General features: G+C 41.0%; 12 protein-coding genes. 6 read left to right on the top strand and 6 right to left on the bottom strand.

The window, feature by feature from the left end:
- Window positions 1–9: 9 nt before the first annotated feature.
- On the bottom strand, window positions 10–2364 hold the full coding sequence (locus BM380_RS05195; protein ID WP_090493335.1) for a TonB-dependent receptor: 2355 nt from the start codon (window positions 2362–2364) through the stop codon (window positions 10–12).
- 231 nt (window positions 2365–2595) lie between these two features.
- Here BM380_RS05195 and BM380_RS05190 point away from each other — a divergent pair, with 231 nt between their 5' ends.
- Complete coding sequence (locus BM380_RS05190; protein ID WP_090493334.1) at window positions 2596–3009, top strand: hypothetical protein; 414 nt, start codon at window positions 2596–2598, stop codon at window positions 3007–3009.
- A gap of 359 nt (window positions 3010–3368) precedes the next feature.
- On the opposite strand, the gene BM380_RS05185 is transcribed toward BM380_RS05190, so the two are convergent.
- The 4 genes from BM380_RS05185 to BM380_RS05170 form a co-directional block, all read right to left on the bottom strand.
- Complete coding sequence (locus BM380_RS05185; protein ID WP_090493587.1) at window positions 3369–5036, bottom strand: pseudouridine synthase; 1668 nt, start codon at window positions 5034–5036, stop codon at window positions 3369–3371.
- A gap of 151 nt (window positions 5037–5187) precedes the next feature.
- The gene (locus BM380_RS05180) at window positions 5188–7236 is read right to left on the bottom strand and encodes a S9 family peptidase (RefSeq protein WP_090493332.1); all 2049 of its coding nucleotides are present in this window, start codon (window positions 7234–7236) and stop codon (window positions 5188–5190) included.
- A 128-nt stretch (window positions 7237–7364) separates the two neighbouring features.
- The gene (locus BM380_RS05175) at window positions 7365–8591 is read right to left on the bottom strand and encodes a threonine/serine exporter family protein (protein WP_028834183.1); all 1227 of its coding nucleotides are present in this window, start codon (window positions 8589–8591) and stop codon (window positions 7365–7367) included.
- Window positions 8592–8714: 123 nt separating this feature from the next.
- Window positions 8715–9938, bottom strand: coding sequence for a glycosyltransferase (locus BM380_RS05170; RefSeq protein ID WP_090493329.1), 1224 nt, complete (start codon window positions 9936–9938; stop codon window positions 8715–8717).
- 508 nt (window positions 9939–10446) lie between these two features.
- Between BM380_RS05170 and BM380_RS05160 the strand changes: the two genes are divergently transcribed.
- Window positions 10447–12897, top strand: coding sequence for a S9 family peptidase (locus BM380_RS05160; protein ID WP_090493327.1), 2451 nt, complete (start codon window positions 10447–10449; stop codon window positions 12895–12897).
- A gap of 246 nt (window positions 12898–13143) precedes the next feature.
- The gene (locus tag BM380_RS05155; RefSeq protein ID WP_033103267.1) at window positions 13144–13761 is read left to right on the top strand and encodes a LysE family translocator; all 618 of its coding nucleotides are present in this window, start codon (window positions 13144–13146) and stop codon (window positions 13759–13761) included.
- 33 nt (window positions 13762–13794) lie between these two features.
- Here BM380_RS05155 and BM380_RS05150 read toward each other — a convergent pair whose 3' ends face one another.
- Window positions 13795–14679, bottom strand: a complete 885-nt coding sequence (locus BM380_RS05150; protein WP_090493325.1) for a LysR family transcriptional regulator — start codon at window positions 14677–14679, stop codon at window positions 13795–13797.
- Between the two features lie 121 nt (window positions 14680–14800).
- Between BM380_RS05150 and BM380_RS05145 the strand changes: the two genes are divergently transcribed.
- The 3 genes from BM380_RS05145 to BM380_RS05135 all read left to right on the top strand — a co-directional run bounded on the left by BM380_RS05145 (window position 14801) and on the right by BM380_RS05135 (window position 18920).
- The gene (locus BM380_RS05145; protein ID WP_090493324.1) at window positions 14801–16786 is read left to right on the top strand and encodes a ligand-gated channel protein; all 1986 of its coding nucleotides are present in this window, start codon (window positions 14801–14803) and stop codon (window positions 16784–16786) included.
- Window positions 16787–17055: 269 nt separating this feature from the next.
- Window positions 17056–17910 carry a PA4780 family RIO1-like protein kinase gene (locus tag BM380_RS05140; protein ID WP_090493321.1) on the top strand — a complete coding sequence of 285 codons (855 nt, stop codon included), beginning with the start codon at window positions 17056–17058 and terminating at the stop codon, window positions 17908–17910.
- A 164-nt stretch (window positions 17911–18074) separates the two neighbouring features.
- Complete coding sequence (locus BM380_RS05135) at window positions 18075–18920, top strand: DUF2971 domain-containing protein (RefSeq protein ID WP_254772053.1); 846 nt, start codon at window positions 18075–18077, stop codon at window positions 18918–18920.
- Window positions 18921–18989 lie beyond the last annotated feature (69 nt).

Here is an 18989-nt window from a genome sequence, read left to right as displayed (position 1 = left end):
CTCTTGGGCTTAAAAGTTATGCGTTAGGGTAAGCTTGGCGTTTATTGGTAATTCAGGGAATGCTAATGTTGCGCCAAAATAGCCGCCTTCAAACACTGGACGCCAGTTATCTTGATTTGTGACGTTGTTCACATCTAATCGCAACTTAGTGCTAGGCGTAAACGCGTAGCTGGTATTGACGTTTAACGTGTATTGGTCACGAATTTTCACTGTTTGTAAAAAATCTAGCGGGTAACTCTTTGTATATAAAGCTGAAAAACCTGCCTGCCATTTCTCATTAATTGAATAACTACCATTAACGCTTAACGATTGCTCAGGAATACCTTGTACTTGGCTATTTGAAGGGGCAAACGCTGTATAACTTGGCGCGCCTATACCATTACCGGCAATAATATCTGGGCGTGAGTTATCAAACGCATCAGCAATTTGCGCCGAGTCTTGGCCAGTCGCAGAGTTATCGTAGCGCGCGTCAATATAGCTATAACCTGCACTTAACCAATATGGGTAAGCGTCGTAAAATACTTGGCCTTCAAAACCTGAGGTACGAATACCGGTATTGCTGCCATCGCGGTTGCGTAAACTACGGCGCTGGCTAAATAGGGCGCCATCAGCATACCAATCGCTGTTGGTAGGCGCATATTTTAAGCCAAATTCTACCAGCGTGTTTTCGGTTGCAAAGTTTTGCGCACTAATCGTGTTGTCACCACCTAAGGTGTTACCACCGGCCATACTATTTGAAGTCGCTTCGTTATAACTTGCTGCGCCGTAACTTGTAAAATCAGTATTGAGCTTGTAATTAAAACTGATTTGGCCAGATTGCAGTGTGTCGTTAATGCTATCACTGGCTGCTATTTGTCCTTGTGGTGCAATGGGATCGTGTGCTTCTACATCATAATAATCAACGCGGTAGCCCACACTGGTACGCAGTTTCTTTGTCCACTGTGAGTCTTGTTGTATAGCAAAGCCAGTTTGCCAAGAACGCGAGTCTGTGGTGTCTGATAAGTTAAAATCGCCACTGCCATCGCCGTTTATATCGTATTGACCACCTGGGGATACAAATACACCGGGGCGCAGCTCAACTAAGCGTGCTTTTTGCGCATCGGTTAATGGAATGCGACGGTTTGAAAGTGAGCCCGTTAAATCAATTGGCGTGTCGGCCTCGGTGGTAAATTGGCTGTAGCCAAGTACTTTGTTGTAGCGTACATCAAAGGCTAAAATAGTCTGCTGTTCATTATTCCATTGATACGTTAGTTCAGTGCGGTTTTGTGCGGTATCGGCACCATCTATAATTTCAACAAAACTGTTTTGAGCCACTTCATCACGTTTTAAGTGCTGAAAATAACTAATATTTTTAAGCGACGCTTTATCTGAAAGCTCGCGCTTATAAATACTGTGTAATAGGTAAGTAGTGGCTTCGTTTTGGTTATCAGGATCGGTAAGTACCGTGCTGCGATCAATGTTAACTAACCCCGTTGGAGATACAATTGAACCCGCTGCGGGTACTGTGCTGCCGTTTGCTTGAACGCCTTGGCCGGTAATATAAAGGCCATGGTCGATGAGTGCTTGAGTAGGGCGGTTAATACCTGCGTTGTCGGTAAACTCAACCTGATATAGCTCAAAGTTAATATCCCAGCTGCTTTTATCATCAGGCAATACTCGCAGTGCTGCAAAAAGACTGTCACTTTTAGTCCCTGAGTAATCGTAGTAGCTTCCATGATCAAGGTGTTCATAACTCACACGAAAACCAATTTTGTCTTTTACAATCGGTGCGGTGTAATCAAGCTGAGCGGTGTATTGATCCCAACGACCCGCAGAGAGCTTCGCTTTACCTTTGTGTTCTTCAGTTGAGGCTTGCTTAGAGTGTAAATTTACAAAACCACCATTGCGCTGGCTTGAACCAAACAATACTGGAGGAGCGCCTTTAACTACATCTATCTGTTCTACCGCGTTAAATGATAACGGCACACCAAAGCCGTTATTACCTGCTTGGCGACGAGTTCCATCTTGAAAAAGCTCACCTAATTGGCCACGAATAGTGGGTAAGCTTGGTGCACCAAAGCCACTGGCGGCATACGTATTAGGGCTCACAGCAAGTACATCTTGCAAGGTGGTAATGTTAAGTTGTTCTATTAGCTCTTTTGAAATAGGCGTGACTGAACGTGCTATATCTTGCAGTGCTAAATTATCGCCAAAGGGGCCATTTATGGTCGCATCTTTAACAGAAAGTCCTTGAGAATTTAAACTTTGGCCCGCTACTTCAATACGCTCTATAGCATTTTCTGTTACAGGCTTTGTTGTAGCAAAAGCAATAGCGGGTGTATTTAATAAAGCGGCTATAGATACGGCCAAGGATGAATATTTCAAACGTTTTCTCTCTGTAATTGTATGTTGATGGTTATAAAAGACCGAAAGGCTTAAAAATAACTTTCAGCAATTTAACAATATTGTTATTTATTAAAATATTAAAAATAGCTGCTTTGTTAATCGATTTATTAAACAAGCTTAACAGCTATTTACAATTATTATGAAATAAAAGGGAGTTTGTACGGTCTTTATTGCTTATTAGTTTATTTATATCTTTTTTAAGGAAATTTTATGACAGGTTCAATGAATACTGATGTACAAAATCGTTTGCAGTGGTCTTTATTATCGCTTCGGTTAGGGGTGTTTATAGTGATGGTAATGTGGACGCTAGATAAATTTGTAAATCCGGGGCATAGCGCCCGAATTTTTGAACATTTTTATGGGATCAGTGGCTCTACCGATACTATTGCTTATATTTTAGGTGCACTGCAATTATTGCTAGTAATAGCATTTTTGGTCGGTATTAAAAAACGTATTACTTACGGTGCTATTTTTATAATGCATGGTTTATCTACGCTTTCTTCATATAATCAATACATTGATGGCTTTAATAATTTACTGTTTTTTGCGGCGTGGCCGATGTGGGCTGCGTGTTTTGCGCTTTATTTATTACGCGATCAAGACGTAAAATTTACGATTAAATAATAAAGGCAAAAAAAATGGTTATAAGCGTTAGCCTATAACCAATAAAGTACACAGGGAGTGTAGGAAGTTCTGTTGTACACAGTAAACGGTTAGTTACCCATTTACTGTGTGTCATCAAAAGCGCTTATTGGCGCTTTTAATCAAATAAAGTGGACTGTAATAAATACTTGTTTTTATAAAAGCAAAGCTAATGCCAACTTTTAATAAATTGAAATATATAGCTATTTATTGTTTATAAGTAGAAGCTTTGCATAATGCAGGTAAATTTTTCTATATTGCAACGGTAAAGGTTACCGACTTTGCAATATAAAAAAATGGCAAGGCTTTTTAAAACAGAGAGGAGTTTTAGTATCGCTGATTTAAAAATCAGCGGCTACTTCAAATTCTAAACGTTGATGAGAAATAGGGTGGGTGAAGGCTAAATACTCGGCATGTAAATGTAAGCGCTCTGCCTCCTCACCATAATGAGTATCGCCAACTATCGGGGTATTTAAACCTAATTGATGAGCGCAATGTACCCGTAACTGATGTGTGCGCCCTGTTTTAGGGTATAACTGCAGTCGGGTGGTGTTGTTTTTGCGCTCCAGTACATGCCATGTTGTTAACGAAGGTTTACCAGTTTTATAACACACCATTTGGCGTGGTTTATCATCAAAGTCGAGCACAAGAGGTAAATTAATCACTCCGCTATTCTCAGTGATATTGCCCGCCACTAAAGCAACGTAACGCTTTTCAATTGTGCGTTCAATAAACTGTTTTTGCAGCGCTTTATGTGCGCGCTTATTAAGCGCAATAATTAACAGCCCTGAGGTCGACATATCTAACCGATGCACAATAAGTGGGCCAGAAGCCGCGGGGAACTGAGTTTTAATACGCATGTACACTGAGTCATCAATATTAATCCCTGGCACCGATAAAAATTCAGCGGGTTTGTTTATTACCAGTAAATCATCGTCTTGATAAACAATAGTTAAGTCTTTCCCTTTTGCTGGATTTGTTAGTAATGGGTTTTCTTCAACATTTAAGCCTTTTAGCATATGACCTAAAATCGGTTGGCATTTGCTATAACACGATGGGTAATAATGTAAGTGATGCCTAATCGCTGATTTAGGCGGTGCACCCCACCAAAATTCGGCCATAGCCACTGGTTTTAAATGGTGCTTGTATGCATATTGTAATAATTTAGGGGCGGCGCAATCCCCCGCTCCCGAAGGTGGAGTGTGCTCAGGAAGTTTGGCAAAAATAGCATTCAGATCGGTCACTTCACCGTGTGCATTTAAAAATTGGTATTGAGCAAATAAGTTCTTTTGTAGGTTTTTTGAGAGTGTTTTGCGGCGCTTTTTTAATCCGTTAATTTCACCCAGCATAGCTGCTTGGGTTTGCTCAAGCGCTGTAATTTGCGTTTGCCAGTCTTGCTTTAATGCCTGCAGTTGTTTTTTCTCAACAATACTCTGCCCAGCTAAGGTTGTTTTAAGTTGTTCAAAGTCATCGGCATTGAGTTGCTCTTGGCCAGTTTGGCGTTGCTCTTTTCGCTGTTTGCGGGTCACTTGCATGGCTTGCTGTTTGGCTACAAGTTGCTGTTCATAATTTTTACGTGCTGTAGCTAATTGCTGCTCAATGGCTTGATAATCTTCACTGTTTTCTAATGCCGTAATTTGCGCATTAATGGCGTTAATGATTTGGCTTTGCTGACTAAATACAGCATCGTCTATGTGTTTAAGTGCCACATTAGGTGCAAAATTCAGTTGCTCATCTATGCCCGCTATTTGCCCCGAATAGGCGCTAATAAACCCCAGTTTTTGCGCCTGATTTTGAACGACTAGCACACCAAACATTTTACCCGCATCAATATCATCCGTATCTAAAATAGCCTTATCGAGCTTTTTTAATTGCTGTTGTAATTGCTGTGCAGCGGCAACGGCCAAAGAGTGCGGCTTATAATAAAATGGAAATGTAAACTGCTCAGGCAGAGCAAGGGAATCGACGTTTTGATCAAAAACGGTAAAGCAGCTAGCAGAGTTTGACATGGCAGTAAAATTAGCAGTTAACAAAATAATTGCCGAGAGTTTAACATAAGCTGTGCTATGTCACTAAGGATGCGTGCTCGCCAATTTAGACCTATAAAAAAGGCCAACATTTTTATGTTGGCCTTTTAAAATTAAACGCGTTTGTAAGTGCTTATTTATTTGCGTCTTTGACTTCTTTTAACTTAGCAGCATGGTCAATTTCAAACGCAGGCATCTCTTTTTTGCCTTCCATTAAATAGTTGTCCATCCAGCGCATTAAACGCAAGCTGTAGTCGTATTGCGCTGCCACTTTACGGTTACCATGACCTTCACCTGGGTAATAAACAAGACGTACATCTTTACCTTGCACTTTCATGTAGCGGTAAAGCTCCATAGATTGTGCAGGGTGAACGCGAGGGTCGTCTTTACCATGCATAATAAGCAGAGGTGTTTCAGATTGGCCTGCCCAGTAAATAGGGCTGCGCTCTAAGTACCACTGCCATTTATCCCATGGGTATGAACGCGCATGAACTAGGTTCATTTCGTTAGAAATATCAGTAGTACCAAATTTAGACAGTTGGTTGGTGACACCCACAAACATAACGCTTGCAGCAAAGTGTTTGGTTAGTTTTGTTGCGCCCCATGCCGATGCATAACCACCGTAAGATCCCCCAGTAATACCAACACGTTTAGTGTCTACTAAACCCATATCAACAAGGTGATTTTTAAAGTCAACTAAATCGTCAAATTCTTTACCTGCGTAATCGTTTTGGCCTAATTTTGAGTAATCTACCCCTTTTCCTGTAGAGCCTCGGTAGTTAGGATAAAACACAGCATAGCCACGTGCTGCCCCCATTTGACCTGGGCGTGAGTAGTTAGTGACCCAGCCGTCTTTATCATGGCTTTCAGGGCCACCGTGTACCGACATAATAAGCGGGTAGCGTGTGCCTTTTTCATAATCTAATGGGTAAACAAGCACACCATCAAGCTCAACGCCGTCGCGTGCTTTAAGGGTAATGGTTTCTTGCTTGGCAAAGCGTTTATCATTTAACCAGCTATTTGAATCGGTTAAACGTGTTGCTTTATTGCTGCGCACAATAAACACTTCGTTAGGGTGTTTTGCGGTATTACCACGAAGTGCGAGTGTTTTATCTGAATCTGAAACACTTAATTGTGAGGCAATAAATTCACCTTCTTTGACTAATTTTTTGTATTTATTAGAGCCCGTTTTAATGCTCGCTACAAAACTTTGCGTGCCTACATTGGCAATAAAGTTAAGAGTATTACGCTTATGCGACCATTCAAAATCAACAACGTGACCCATAAAGTCAGGTAACCATTCAGTGATTTCAGCGGTTTTAGTGTCAGCAATAAATAAGCGGCCTGTTGCAGGGTCGTGCTTATCTTCTGCACCTAAAATAGCAATGTATTTACCATCATGCGACAGTTCTGCATCACCTAGCTTGCCTTCAGTTTTAAACGATAAGGTTACTTTATTGCTAGCAATATCAAACAAATGCCACATAGATTTTGTGTATTTATCATCAATCAATGCGGTAGGTTGAGTTTTAACCAGTAGTTTTTCGCCATTAGCTGCCCAGTTAACATCACTCACGTAATTATCAACGTTGAGTGCGGTGGGGGTAAGTGGTTTATCCGCTTTAGCTAAGTCAACAATAAAAAGCTGCTTGTTCTTTAAGCCCATTTCATATACTTCAGCTTTAAAGCCAAGTTTTTTAAGTTCTTTTTCTGACTTGTCTGCTGCAGGCATCGCTAAAATAGCCACCTGTTTGTTGTCTGGGCTTAATTTGTAGCTTGAAATTGATGTGTCTTTTAAAGCAAGAACAGGTTGTGCTTGGCCGCCATCAACAGGTATTTGGTAAAGCGAGGTAAATTTATCGTCTTTTAATTTCGCTAAAAAGTAAATTGTTTTACTGTCGTTTGACCATTCTATGCTTTTAATGTTAACCGAGCCGGTAATAAAAGGACGTTCAACGCCTTTATCATCCACAACATAAAGTTCACTGTAATTACTGCCGTTCTCATCAACATATAATGTACGCGGTAACGATCGTGTAAACGCAACGTTGTCGCCATCTGGGCTAACACTGGTTTGGATCACAGATTTAATTTTTGGAATGTCTTCAACAGTGATGGCCGATTGCGCAAATGCAACTGAGCTTGAAAGCCCAATTGCCAGCGCTAAGCTAGTTTTTAGCATTGTTATTTCCTTTGCTTTATAAGATTTACCTCATTATAACAATGTGTAACCAATATACTAAAAAATGCGATTAATCCTCAAAAGAGGACGTTAAGTGAAGTGATTCTTGTGCAATACCGCGCATACATTTATAGACTCTTTTTAGGAGGAAGCGCCACGTTTGCAAAAATAAGTCCTGCCACCAGTGACATAAATATTAAAAACGTTTGCTGCCCAATATGTTCAGCATAAACAAAGTCTTGACCTTCAATGAGTGAGTTTAAACCGATATACGTTTTGCTCCCCGGCACTAACACAATTAAGCCTTGCATAGCTACAATGGAAGCAGGGGCATTAGCAACTCGATTAAATAAGTTACTAAATACGCCCACTGAAAATGCGCCAACAAAGGTACCCAGCGTGTAATCTAAATACATGGCGGAGCCAATACTGGTGCCGTAGGCTATAAATCCTGAAGCAATAGACCAAGCAGCATGTTTAAACTTAGTTCTAAATATCACAATTAAGCTGCTACATAGTAAAAATATAGCCAACCAAGCTGTCCATTTAGGCAGTGGCTCTGGCTGTACAAAATCAGCTTGGCCAAAAATAGCAAAGCCAATAGCAATACCAATAAATGCACCAAAATAAAGTTTAAACAGCAACATAAACGAGTCCATAACGCGTGCTGTGCCAGATACTAAATGCCGCGCTGCGAGTTCAGCTAAACCAAGTGCCAGTGCTAGGCCTGGAATAAACACAATAATGGCCGACAGAACAATTAAACGAATATTAATATGCGCATCTAAATGAACGCTAATGGCACACGCCAGTACCGCTGAAACAATGGCCACTAAGGGCTCTAACATGTGGGCAACGCGCTTGGAACGAGCCGACCACAGCACAAATAAATAAACAACAAAGGTTAATAAACCAGACCACAGCACGTCATTCCAACTGGTGCCCATAAGCATTGCAAATGCGCCGCCAGAGGTAGCAAAGGCAATACCTGTAATCACTCTATTGTAAGGGTTTGGGGCATCAAAAATGATATCAAGTTGCTGATCAACTTCTTGCAACGTTAATTCATCATTAAGCATTTTATTAACGAGATCATCGGTATCTGCAAGTGAGCCTAAGTCATGATCGCCAGGGTCTACACGGGCTACATGGGTGTATTCATCTTCATGACCATCAGTCCAAATAACAAAGGTAACCGATGTTGGCGACATGACAAACGATGATTTAAGACCGAGGTAAGTCGCCACTTCCATTAAATGGGCTTCTAGGCGATATGCCGGTGTACCGTACTTATGAAGCATTTTGCCCAATTTAACGATAAATTTGCGTTTTTCTGTAAACGTTGCGGTTTTCAAATTTGTTTTGAACCAACTATTAAATAACTAAGCTAAAAATATAGGCAATAATGCTAAAATTGCCCAAGTTTATTTGCGGCGATTTTAAACACAAATCGCCGTCTGTCTAGTCATTTCTCACCGTTATTTTTTATTTTTTTCTGCTATCCATTGCGACATGTATTGTGTGCTGCGCATGGTGTGATGTTTTAGCATTTGACCGGTGAAATTTTTCATTCTGTGTGCCGATAAATTTTGGCTTACTAATTGAATTTTTTCGATTAAATTGTCGCTCAACTGCGCTTTATCATAAAGTGTATGAAGTAACTCATTACCAGCTTTTTGTGCAGCTATAAACTCAGCCTGATTGGTATAAATTGAGACAGCAGCGTTTGCAAATTCTTCTGCATTTTGAGTGATAGCCCCAGGCCATGGTAAATGGCTATGCATACCTTCGCTACCTATTGGCGTGGTGACGCTTGGGGTTTGCATGATCATGGCCTCTAAAAGTTTGCCTTTTATGCCAGCACCAAAACGAAGCGGGGCTAAACAAATGCGCGCGCTTTGCATTACTTCATAAGCATCATCTGCCCAGCCTTTAATTAAAAAACCGGTTTTAGGGTTATTAAGTGCGGTGGCTTTAGGTGGCGGGTAAGAGCCATAAATGTGCAGTTCTGCCTGTGGTAGTTGTTTGCGGATAAGCGGCCAAATTTTTTGTAAATACAGTACCGCATCCCAGTTTGGGGCATGCCTGAAGTTACCAATGGTCATAAAGTGTTGGCGCTGCTCATACGATTTAGTTTGCTCAGGTAAGGCGCTTAAATCAACCATAAATGGTAAATGATGTAACACACTAGGCTCAACTTTAAACACTTCATTGAGTAGTTCCATCTCATAGCTTGAGATAATTAAGCTTAAGTCACAGCGTAAAATAGCGGCTATTTCACGTTTAGCTATGTCTGATAGTAAATCGCTATGGTTGAATTCACGCTCACCTTTATGGGCTTCATGGCGGGCATTACGCAGGCATTGTAAATCTTCGGTGTCTAAAATTTTAAGTGCATTTGGGCAATGCTTATCTACGCGCCAGCCAAATTGTTCTTCCATCATAAAACGGTCGAACATAACAATATCTGGGTTGTAGGCTTTAACGTAATCATCAAAACTATCGCAGTTAAGTGCGATGCTTTGACTGGTGATGCCGTAATCGTTCAGATTTACCATGTGCTCTGTAGGTTGTGCAGGCGTAGCAAATTCAACATCCCAGTTTTGCGATTTAAACGCATTAAGTAACGACATCATGTGCGTACCCGCAGCAGACGAATTGGGCTCTGGCCATACATAGCCAATTACCAGCACTTTTTTCATTGGCTAGATCTCTTATTATTAGGGTCTGTTGACCTTTCAAGGTTAAATTTGCAGCAGTCTGTTTGGTATTTAGGCAAGGCAGAGCCTATGTGGTGTGGTTGTTCCCCACAAATAGGCGATAACGCAGCATCAATACCAAACAGGCGCTGCCCGAAGGGTTCTGCCTAGGGGCGATTTACTCTTTGTTGCTCGGTTTTTACTTAGCCCACTAGGTTACAAACTTCGCGCCGCGATTAAACCGCCCCTCGTTTGAACAAATTATAATCCGCAAAAGTCAATAGACCCTAGTTTATTTGCGTGCTTTTTCAGCAGTGTAAATACGCTGCGTTTTATTAAGCCAAAGTACATAACGAAAACGCAGTAGCGATAAGTAAATAGTCGCGTAGTTTAACTTATTCGCCTTACTTAAGCATCATTTAGCTGATTTTATCCTTGCTTAACACTTTATGAACAAGGTAAAACGTGTTTATATAGCGGGTAATATTTAACAATAAAAAAGGATGAAAACATGAATGCTTTTAGGCTATTTATTGCCTTGGTAGGCTGCATTGTTTTATTGCCTGCAAGTTATGCAGAGCAAGGATATCAAACCCCTTCACCGGCGCTTTCGGCACTCGTAGATGCTAAGTTAGCACCAACTAGCTCTTTATCGAATGATGGTCAGTGGCTTGCTCTGTTTGAACGCAAGCGTGTTGTGTCGCTTGATGAGCTGGCCAAAGAAGAATTTAAGCTTGCGGGAATTAAGCTTAATCCTGCTAACTTTTCACGCTCACGGGTAAGTGCAAAGTACAGCGCGTTAGAGCTTAAGCATGTTCAAAGTGGAACAGTAATAAACGTTAATAATTTGCCTCAGGGGATTATTCGCTCGCCGCGTTGGTCAGCAAATAGCGAACATTTAGCGTTTATTGTTGAACAACCGGATAACGCACGGCTATGGGTTTATAGCGTTAAAACCAAACAAGCTAAGCAGTTAAGTGAGCTTGCACTTAATTCAGTATTAACCGCTACGCCTTATCAGTGGTTACCCGATAGCACGGCGATTGTGGCTAATTTAGCAGTAAACTTAGACAAACCAAGATTAACTAATGATACTCAAAGTACAGTGCCGGTTATTCAACAAAGCACTGGCGAAAAAGCCCCAGCAAGGACTTATCAAAACTTATTGACCAGCCCGTTTGATGAAGCACAATTTAAATTTTATGGTCAAGGTCAATTAGCGTATATCACGCTTGATGGTAAAGCACAGCCGATTGGCCGTGCCGGTTTATTTAAATCGTTTTCAATTTCGCCTGATTCAACCAATATTTTAGTCGCGACCATCGACGAGCCATTTTCGTATCAAGTCCCTTACAGTCGTTTTGCAACTACATGGCAAATATGGGGAATGCGTGGCTATGCATTAGTGGAGCTGGCAAAGCAACCCCTTGCCGACAACATTCCACAAGGCTATGACAGTGTACGCACCGGTCGTCGTGATTTTGAGTGGCGAGCCGATCAAGGTGCTGAAGTCATATGGGCCGAGGCGCAAGATGGCGGTGATATGAAAACTGAGGTTGAATATCATGACTACCTTTACAGTTTACGAGCGCCATTTAAACGCGACCCTAAATTATTTGCCAAAGTAGAGCGTCGTTTTGCGGGTATACAATGGGGTAATGATAATATTGCCATGCTAAGTGATTGGCGTTTTAGTGACCGACAAGTGCGCACTTATGTAATTCAACCACGTAATGCCGATAGTAACCGCGTATTATTTTCAGAGCGCAGTTATAACGATGCCTATAAAGATCCAGGCAGTGCAATTTACGAGCGTAACGATTTAGGTGTTAGCGTAATAAAAGTTGTTGGCGGACGTTACATTTACTTACGTGGCGATGGCGCGTCTGAGCAAGGAAACATTCCTTTTTTAGATCAGTACGATGTTAAAACGAATAGCACCAAACGTTTATGGCAATCAGCAGCGCCTTATTACGAGCGTGTGCGTGCATTGTTAGATGATGAAGGCACAAAATTCATTACTATTCGTGAGTCTAAAACGCAGCAGCCAAACTTTTTTATTCGCGATTTAGATAAAGGCTCGCTAACACAGCTTACTCAGTTTGAGCATCCTTACCCTGCATTTAAAGGCGTAACCAAAGAGCAGTTACGTTATACCCGCGATGACGGTGTTGAGCTTTCAGGTACGCTTTATTTACCACCAGGGTATGACAAAACACAAGGGCCATTACCGGTATTGATGTGGGCATATCCACTTGAATATAAAGATAAAGCAGTTGCATCACAAGTGCGTGAATCAGAATACGAATTTACCTACATAGGTTACTGGGGCCCTATGCCTTATCTTGCGAAAGGGATTGCGGTGTTTGACGATCCTAAAATGCCGATTGTAGGCGTTGATGGCAGTGAGCCAAATGATCACTTTAGAAAACAGCTAGTCTCTAGTGCTAAAGCAGCGGTTGATGTACTGGTTGAAAAGGGCATTGCCGATAAAGATAACATTGCTATAGCAGGGCATTCGTATGGTGCGTTTATGGTGGCTAATTTATTAGCACATAGCGATTTATTTAAGGTAGGTATTGCCCGCAGTGGTGCGTATAACCGCACATTAACGCCGTTTGGTTTTCAGGGTGAAGAACGTGATTTTTGGCAAGCACAAAGTGTGTACGCAAACATGTCGCCGTTTTTCCATGCTGAAAAAATTAACGAACCAATGTTAATGATCCACGGTCAAGAGGACCCTAATTCGGGCACTTTCCCAATGCAAAGTGAGCGTATGTATGCTGCACTTAAAGGCTTGGGTAAAGAAGCGCGTTTAGTGATGCTTCCTTACGAAGCTCACGGTTACCGTGCCCGTAAAAGCTTATTACATGTACTGTGGGAGCAAGAGCAATGGCTTGATAAGTACTTGTTAAAGGATAATGTTGAACCAGTTGATATGGACGAACAACCCATTCAATAGTGTATTATGCCGTGAGATTAAGAATATCCTTTCTCAATCTCACGGCACATTGAGCCGAGTTATAGGCTTCGAGCTTCGAGTATCGGGCTCAGAACCTCGAGCTAAGCTCGGTGCTCTTAATCCGATCCTCGAAGCCGTTATTTCTACCTTACTGATAGTTGTTTTATCTTTCACCTTTGGCTTTTTTCATTTACCCTCTGGGATGAACCTATCACGACTTTATTTTTAACTTATTGCGAGCTTTAAATGATTGATGTAGCTGCACTTGCGGTATTTATTCCTACCTTCTTTTTTGTATCAATTACACCCGGTATGTGTATGACACTGGCCATGACCTTAGGCATGAGTATTGGCGTGCGCCGAACTTTATGGATGATGATAGGTGAACTACTCGGTGTAGCAACAGTTGCGGTAGCCGCGGTGCTTGGTGTAGCCAGTGTTATGCTTAATTACCCCAGTGCATTTGATATTTTAAAATGGCTAGGTGGCGCTTATTTAATCTACATTGGCATTAATATGTGGCGTGCAAAAGGAAAAATGTCGGTTGATACGCATAACACAACAGCCGTGAGCCGATATTCATTATTTTCACAGGGGTTTGTAACCGCCATTGCCAATCCAAAGGGATGGGCGTTTATGATTTCCTTATTACCTCCTTTTATTAACGTGCAATACAGTGTTGCGCCGCAATTAGCGGTGCTGGTGGCCATTATTTTGCTCTCAGAGTTTATCTGTATGATGATTTACGCAACAGGTGGTAAAAGCCTGCGGTTATTTTTAACTAAAGGCAATAACATCAAGTGGATGAACCGAATTGCGGGGAGTTTAATGGTGCTAGTAGGAGTTTGGCTTGCAATTAGTTAACTATAAACAAGCCTTAACCTGAACTTAGGTTATTTAAATAGCTGAAAATGATGCGTTAAGTGCTTTAATTGCAGCTTTTGTTTTTGCTGCTAACGTGTCGCGTGCAGGCGTTAGAGCAAATACATCGTAATGGGGAAGTTGCCAATCAGTGCATATTTCTAAAAGTTCTCCTGTAGCTAAGAAATTGCGTACTTCAGGCTCTGGCAAAATAGCATAGCCTAACTCGTCGAGAACAAATTGAATCACAGTTTGCATATTATTAATGGTAATACGCGCTTTTGGTAGTGTTGTACTTACGCCGCGAGTAAGGTGCGTAAGCGTAGGATCAACAGCTATATGCGCAATGCGGTTATGCGCTTTTAGGTCATCCAGTGTGATTTTTGGCTGCTGTGCTAGTGCATGATTTTTATGAACACACAGTATTAATGGCCAACTAGCGAGCTGGCGTGCAATTAAGTTTGAGTCTTCGAGAGGGCCAATCGCCAGCACTAAATCTATACCTGTTCTGATCATATCAATGGGCTCGTCAGAAAGCGTTAAGTGCACATCTATATCACTAAATTGGCTAATTAAATGCTTTACAGGCTCACTTAGTAACCCACCTCCAAAACCAACAGGGGCTGCTAGTTTTAATTGCCCACTCGGGCAATTTTGTAAATGCTGTAATTGTTCTGATGTAGCTGTTGCAACGGCAAGCATTTGTAAACAACTTTGATAATAAAGTTCACCCGCCTCGGTAAGCGTTAATTCTCGAGGGCTGCGATTAAATAAACTCAAACCTACATCTTGCTCTATTTGTTTTATTTGCTGGCTAATTGCAGAGGTTGTCATTAAAAGGTCTGCGGCAGCTTTACTCATACTTCCCGTTTGCACTGTGCGAACAAATATATTCAGGGTTTTAGTTAACTTATCACTCATACCGTTAAGCCTTACTTAAATTAGCTTTAATAAAAATAGCGTTGAGAAGAAGAGAACTTCTCACTATTATCGCAAACGCTAATTATTATCATTTACATGCTGAATGTCACGGAGAAATATCATGAACACGGTAAGTTGTAAGTTAAGGCCGGTAACTGCATTTATTTTAAGTACTTTTGCAATTGCTAACCCTGCTTTTGCTGATGAAAAAAAACAAGATATGGAAGTAATGGTTGTCACTGCTTCTGGTTACGAACAAATGCTCAAAGAGGCACCTGCAAGTATTAGTGTTATCGACAGAGCGCAGCTAGAAAAACGCTTTTATCGTGACTTAACCGACGCAATGGCTGATATTCCGGGTGTAATAGTGACTGGCGGAGGTGACAGAAAAGATATTAGCTTGCGTGGTATGGCAAGCCAATACACACTCATTCTTATCGACGGACAACGCCAAAGTTCAAGAGAAACACGACCAAATAGTGATGGCCCGGGCGTAGAAGGTGCCTGGACGCCGCCAATTTCTGCGATTGAGCGTATTGAAGTAATACGAGGGCCGATGTCTTCATTGTATGGCTCTGATGCAATTGGTGGTGTGATCAACATTATTACCCGTAAAGCGCCAGAGCAGTGGTATGGAGAACTGCGTTTAGACAGCACCATTCAAGAGCAAAGTCAGTCAGGTGATATAAACCAAGCCAACTTTTTCACTTCTGGAGGCATTATTCCAGATCTATTGGGCGTGCAGTTATACGGTCAATTTTCAAAGCGAAATGAAGATGAGTTTACAGCTGGATTTCGAGGCAAAGAACAAAGTAATGTAAAAGCTAAGTTCACATTAACACCTAATGATAGTCACGAATTAATGTTTGAACTTGGCTCGGCAAAACAAACATTAGATGAAACACTTGGTAAAACAGTTGCCGAACTTGCCCCAGGAGAAAGCTGTGGTCGACGTGGCTGCCCTGAATCAGCAACTACTGAGTATGAGCAACAAACATACTCTGTGTCACACAACGGTTTTTACGACTTTGGCTCGTCGCGAACTTATATTAAATATGATAAGTTTGATAATAATTCACGTGAAATGTTTGTCGAAAATACCGACATTCAAACGACATGGAGTTTACCGCTATATAGTAATCATAACTCTACGTTTGGTGCGACCTATTTAAAAGAGTCATTGGATGATTATACAAGCAATAAAATTAGCGACTTAACCCATGTAGAAAACGAGCAATGGTCTGTTTTTGGTGAAAACGAATGGGCAGCAACTGATGACTTTAAGCTCACCGCAGGCCTACGTTACGATCATGATGGCAATTTTGCAGGTCATTGGAGCCCACGTTTGTATGGTGTTTATAGCGCATCTAAAGCGATCACTATTAAAGGCGGCATATCAACCGGTTTCCGTGCGCCAAATATTCGCCAATCTACCGCCCAATGGGGACAAGTGAGTCGTGGCGGTAATATTTATGGTAACCCTGACTTAAAGTCTGAGCAATCAGTTAACTATGAAATGGGTGTTTACTATGATTCTGGACGCGATTTAAGCATATCGACAACCGTTTTTTATAATGAATTTGATGACAAAATAACCCGTATAGCTTGCCCATTAACGCAGTGCACAGATGGCCCAAATCAGTTCGGCTCCATGCCAACTACGTACATTAATGTGGATGAAGCCATAACCCAAGGTATTGAGCTATCAGTAGATTACGATATTTCAACTGAAATTGATTTGAGTGCTAGTTATACCTACACCGATTCAGAGCAAAAAACCGGTCAATATAAAGGGAGCCCACTTAATCAGCTACCAAAACATAGTTTACAAACATCTTTAAATTGGCGTCCAACAGATAAGTTAGGCGGATGGTTACGTGTGCAATATCGTGGAGAAGAAAGCCAGCCTACCACAGGGCCTTCACAAAGCAGTTTAATTGCTCCTGATTATACCATTGCCAATTTAGGTGCTAATTATCAGCTAAGTGACAGCGTTAAACTTGGTGCTGGAATTTACAACTTGCTTGATAAAGAGATCACAGAGCAAGAGTACGGTTATGTTGAAGATGGCCGTCGCTATTGGGCGTCTTTGGTTTGGCAGTTCTAAACACTTTTTAATAATATAAAGTAAACGAGTACGCTAAACCGTGCTCGTTTTTTGGTTTTATTTAGGTTCTTGGTCAATAATACTTAAAAAGCACAAAAGGCGGTTGGCTTTTTCGCTGTAGTCGCTTATTCTAGCTACGTAACTTAGTCATTTAATGTAACTTTAAAGTTTACTAATAATTTATAACTTTCTTCAATCCCCAAAGGTATGCCTCGTTTGAACCACATAGCAAAACAAAAAGCCAACCCTGTATTTTTAGTAGGTGTCGTTTGAAAATACCTAAGCGCTTACAGCCATTAGTTGATGATGGTTTTATTGATGAAGTGATCAGCCGGTTAATGAGCGGTAAAGAGGCCGATGTATTTGTGGTGGCCTGTGGCGATGACATTCGCTGCGCTAAAGTATACAAAGAGGCCAGTAAGCGCAGTTTTAAAAAGGCAGCACAGTACCAAGAAGGGCGAAAAGTACGTGGTGGCCGCCAAGCCCGTGCTATGGGTAAGCGTTCAAGCTATGGCCGTCAATTAGAAGAAGAAATTTGGCAAAATGCCGAGGTTGACGCGCTGTCGCGTTTATCTTTAGCAGGTGTTCGCGTACCGCAAACTTACGGCTGCATTGACGGTGTTTTGTTAATGGAACTTGTAAGTGATGATGAAGGCGATGTTGCACCACAGCTTGGTGCAGTTGATTTAACCGAGCAACAAGCCATTGAGCAACATACATTAATGATGCACTACATCAAATTAATGCTGTGCGCTGGGATTATTCACGGTGATTTATCGGAGTTTAATGTACTTGTTGATAGCAACGGCCCAGTAATTATTGATTTACCCCAAGCGGTTAACGCCTCTGCTAATAATAGCGCCGAGGCGATGTTTGCCCGTGATGTAAATAACATGCGCCGCTATTATGGCCAATTTGCACCGGCGTTATTACATACGCAATATGCCAAAGAAATGTGGGCACTGTTTGCAGATGCTAACTTAACCCCGCACTCAAAACTCAGTGGCGAATTTGAAGACGATGGCGAAGCTGCAGATGTAGACTCAGTACTTGACGAAATTCAAGCCGCCTTTGATGAAGAGCAAGAACGTAAAGAACGTATTCGCGACGCCGATGAGCAATAACCGGTCATTCAGGTGAATCGTCATTAACTTAACTTTCCTCTTATTTACATGTTTATATAAGCTATAGAAAGCATAATATTTATACTTGGCAATAGTTTACGCTATTTGCTATTAATATAAGTTCATAAAATAAGGACGTTTTAGCGCGAAAATAGGTAAGTTTTTTGAAATTATATAAATATTTACATCCAGATCGAATAGATGTACTGAAAAATAAATCGATTAGGTTTTCACCGCCAGTAGCATTTAACGACCCGTTTGAATTTAAACCTGTTTTAAGTGGTATTGCTTCGAGCGACTATTTTAAACAATATATGGATGAACAATTAGATAGTTTTATTGACGTAAAGCTTTCTGAAATTCCAGATGCTATTAAAAAAACTTTACCAAAATCTAAGGTCCGCGAGTTTGTAAAAATACAAATAGAGAGTAACGGTCAGTTATTCGAAAGTCTGATGGAATCTGCAACAAAGCAGTTTTCAGCTGTACTGTCAGAAAAGTCAAATGAAGCAATAGGGGTCTTGAGCCTTACACAAAAACCAGACAATTTGTTAATGTGGTCCCACTATGCAGATTCACATAAAGGATTCTGCATTGGATTTAATTCAGAACATTCGTTTTTCAATCGAAAACGATCTGAAAAAGACGAGTTCTATTATCTAAGAAAAGTTGAATACTTGGAAGAAAGACCAACCAAACTAATGGTTGATATGGATGGTACTGACATATTTTTACTAAAGTCAGATGTTTGGAAATATGAGAAAGAGTGGCGAATGTGTGCTGTTTTATCTGATGCCGATGAGGTAAAGGATAGTATTTTACCAGCTGTTCACCTCTTTAGGTTCCCACCAGATGCTATTGATGAGGTAATAATAGGCGCTAATGCTGATGTTAACTTGGTGGATGAAATTGTAAAATTGTTAAAAATGAATCTCCAGTTTAAGCACGTTAAAATAAAGCGAGCAGTCGTATCAGATACAAAGTATGTATTAGAGTTCAATGATTTATAACAAACTGTTTAAGAGTGATTCGCAACGTTTGGCATTTTTACTATGCGTTGCGTTTAGTGCTTAAGGTGA

This window comes from Pseudoalteromonas sp. DSM 26666 (assembly GCF_900116475.1).
GTDB lineage: Bacteria > Pseudomonadota > Gammaproteobacteria > Enterobacterales > Alteromonadaceae > Pseudoalteromonas > Pseudoalteromonas tetraodonis.
The sequence above is the reverse complement of the archived record's forward strand: the minus strand, read 5'-3'. Positions and strand labels throughout refer to the sequence as shown.

Coding starts and splice junctions, on each gene's coding strand:
- BM380_RS05190 (WP_090493334.1), top strand. CDS start 2,596: ATGACAGGTTCAATGAATACTGATGTACAAAATCGTTTGCAGTGGTCT.
- BM380_RS05185 (WP_090493587.1), bottom strand. CDS start 5,036: ATGTCAAACTCTGCTAGCTGCTTTACCGTTTTTGATCAAAACGTCGAT.
- BM380_RS05180 (WP_090493332.1), bottom strand. CDS start 7,236: ATGCTAAAAACTAGCTTAGCGCTGGCAATTGGGCTTTCAAGCTCAGTT.
- BM380_RS05170 (WP_090493329.1), bottom strand. CDS start 9,938: ATGAAAAAAGTGCTGGTAATTGGCTATGTATGGCCAGAGCCCAATTCG.
- BM380_RS05160 (WP_090493327.1), top strand. CDS start 10,447: ATGAATGCTTTTAGGCTATTTATTGCCTTGGTAGGCTGCATTGTTTTA.
- BM380_RS05155 (WP_033103267.1), top strand. CDS start 13,144: ATGATTGATGTAGCTGCACTTGCGGTATTTATTCCTACCTTCTTTTTT.
- BM380_RS05150 (WP_090493325.1), bottom strand. CDS start 14,679: ATGAGTGATAAGTTAACTAAAACCCTGAATATATTTGTTCGCACAGTG.
- BM380_RS05145 (WP_090493324.1), top strand. CDS start 14,801: ATGAACACGGTAAGTTGTAAGTTAAGGCCGGTAACTGCATTTATTTTA.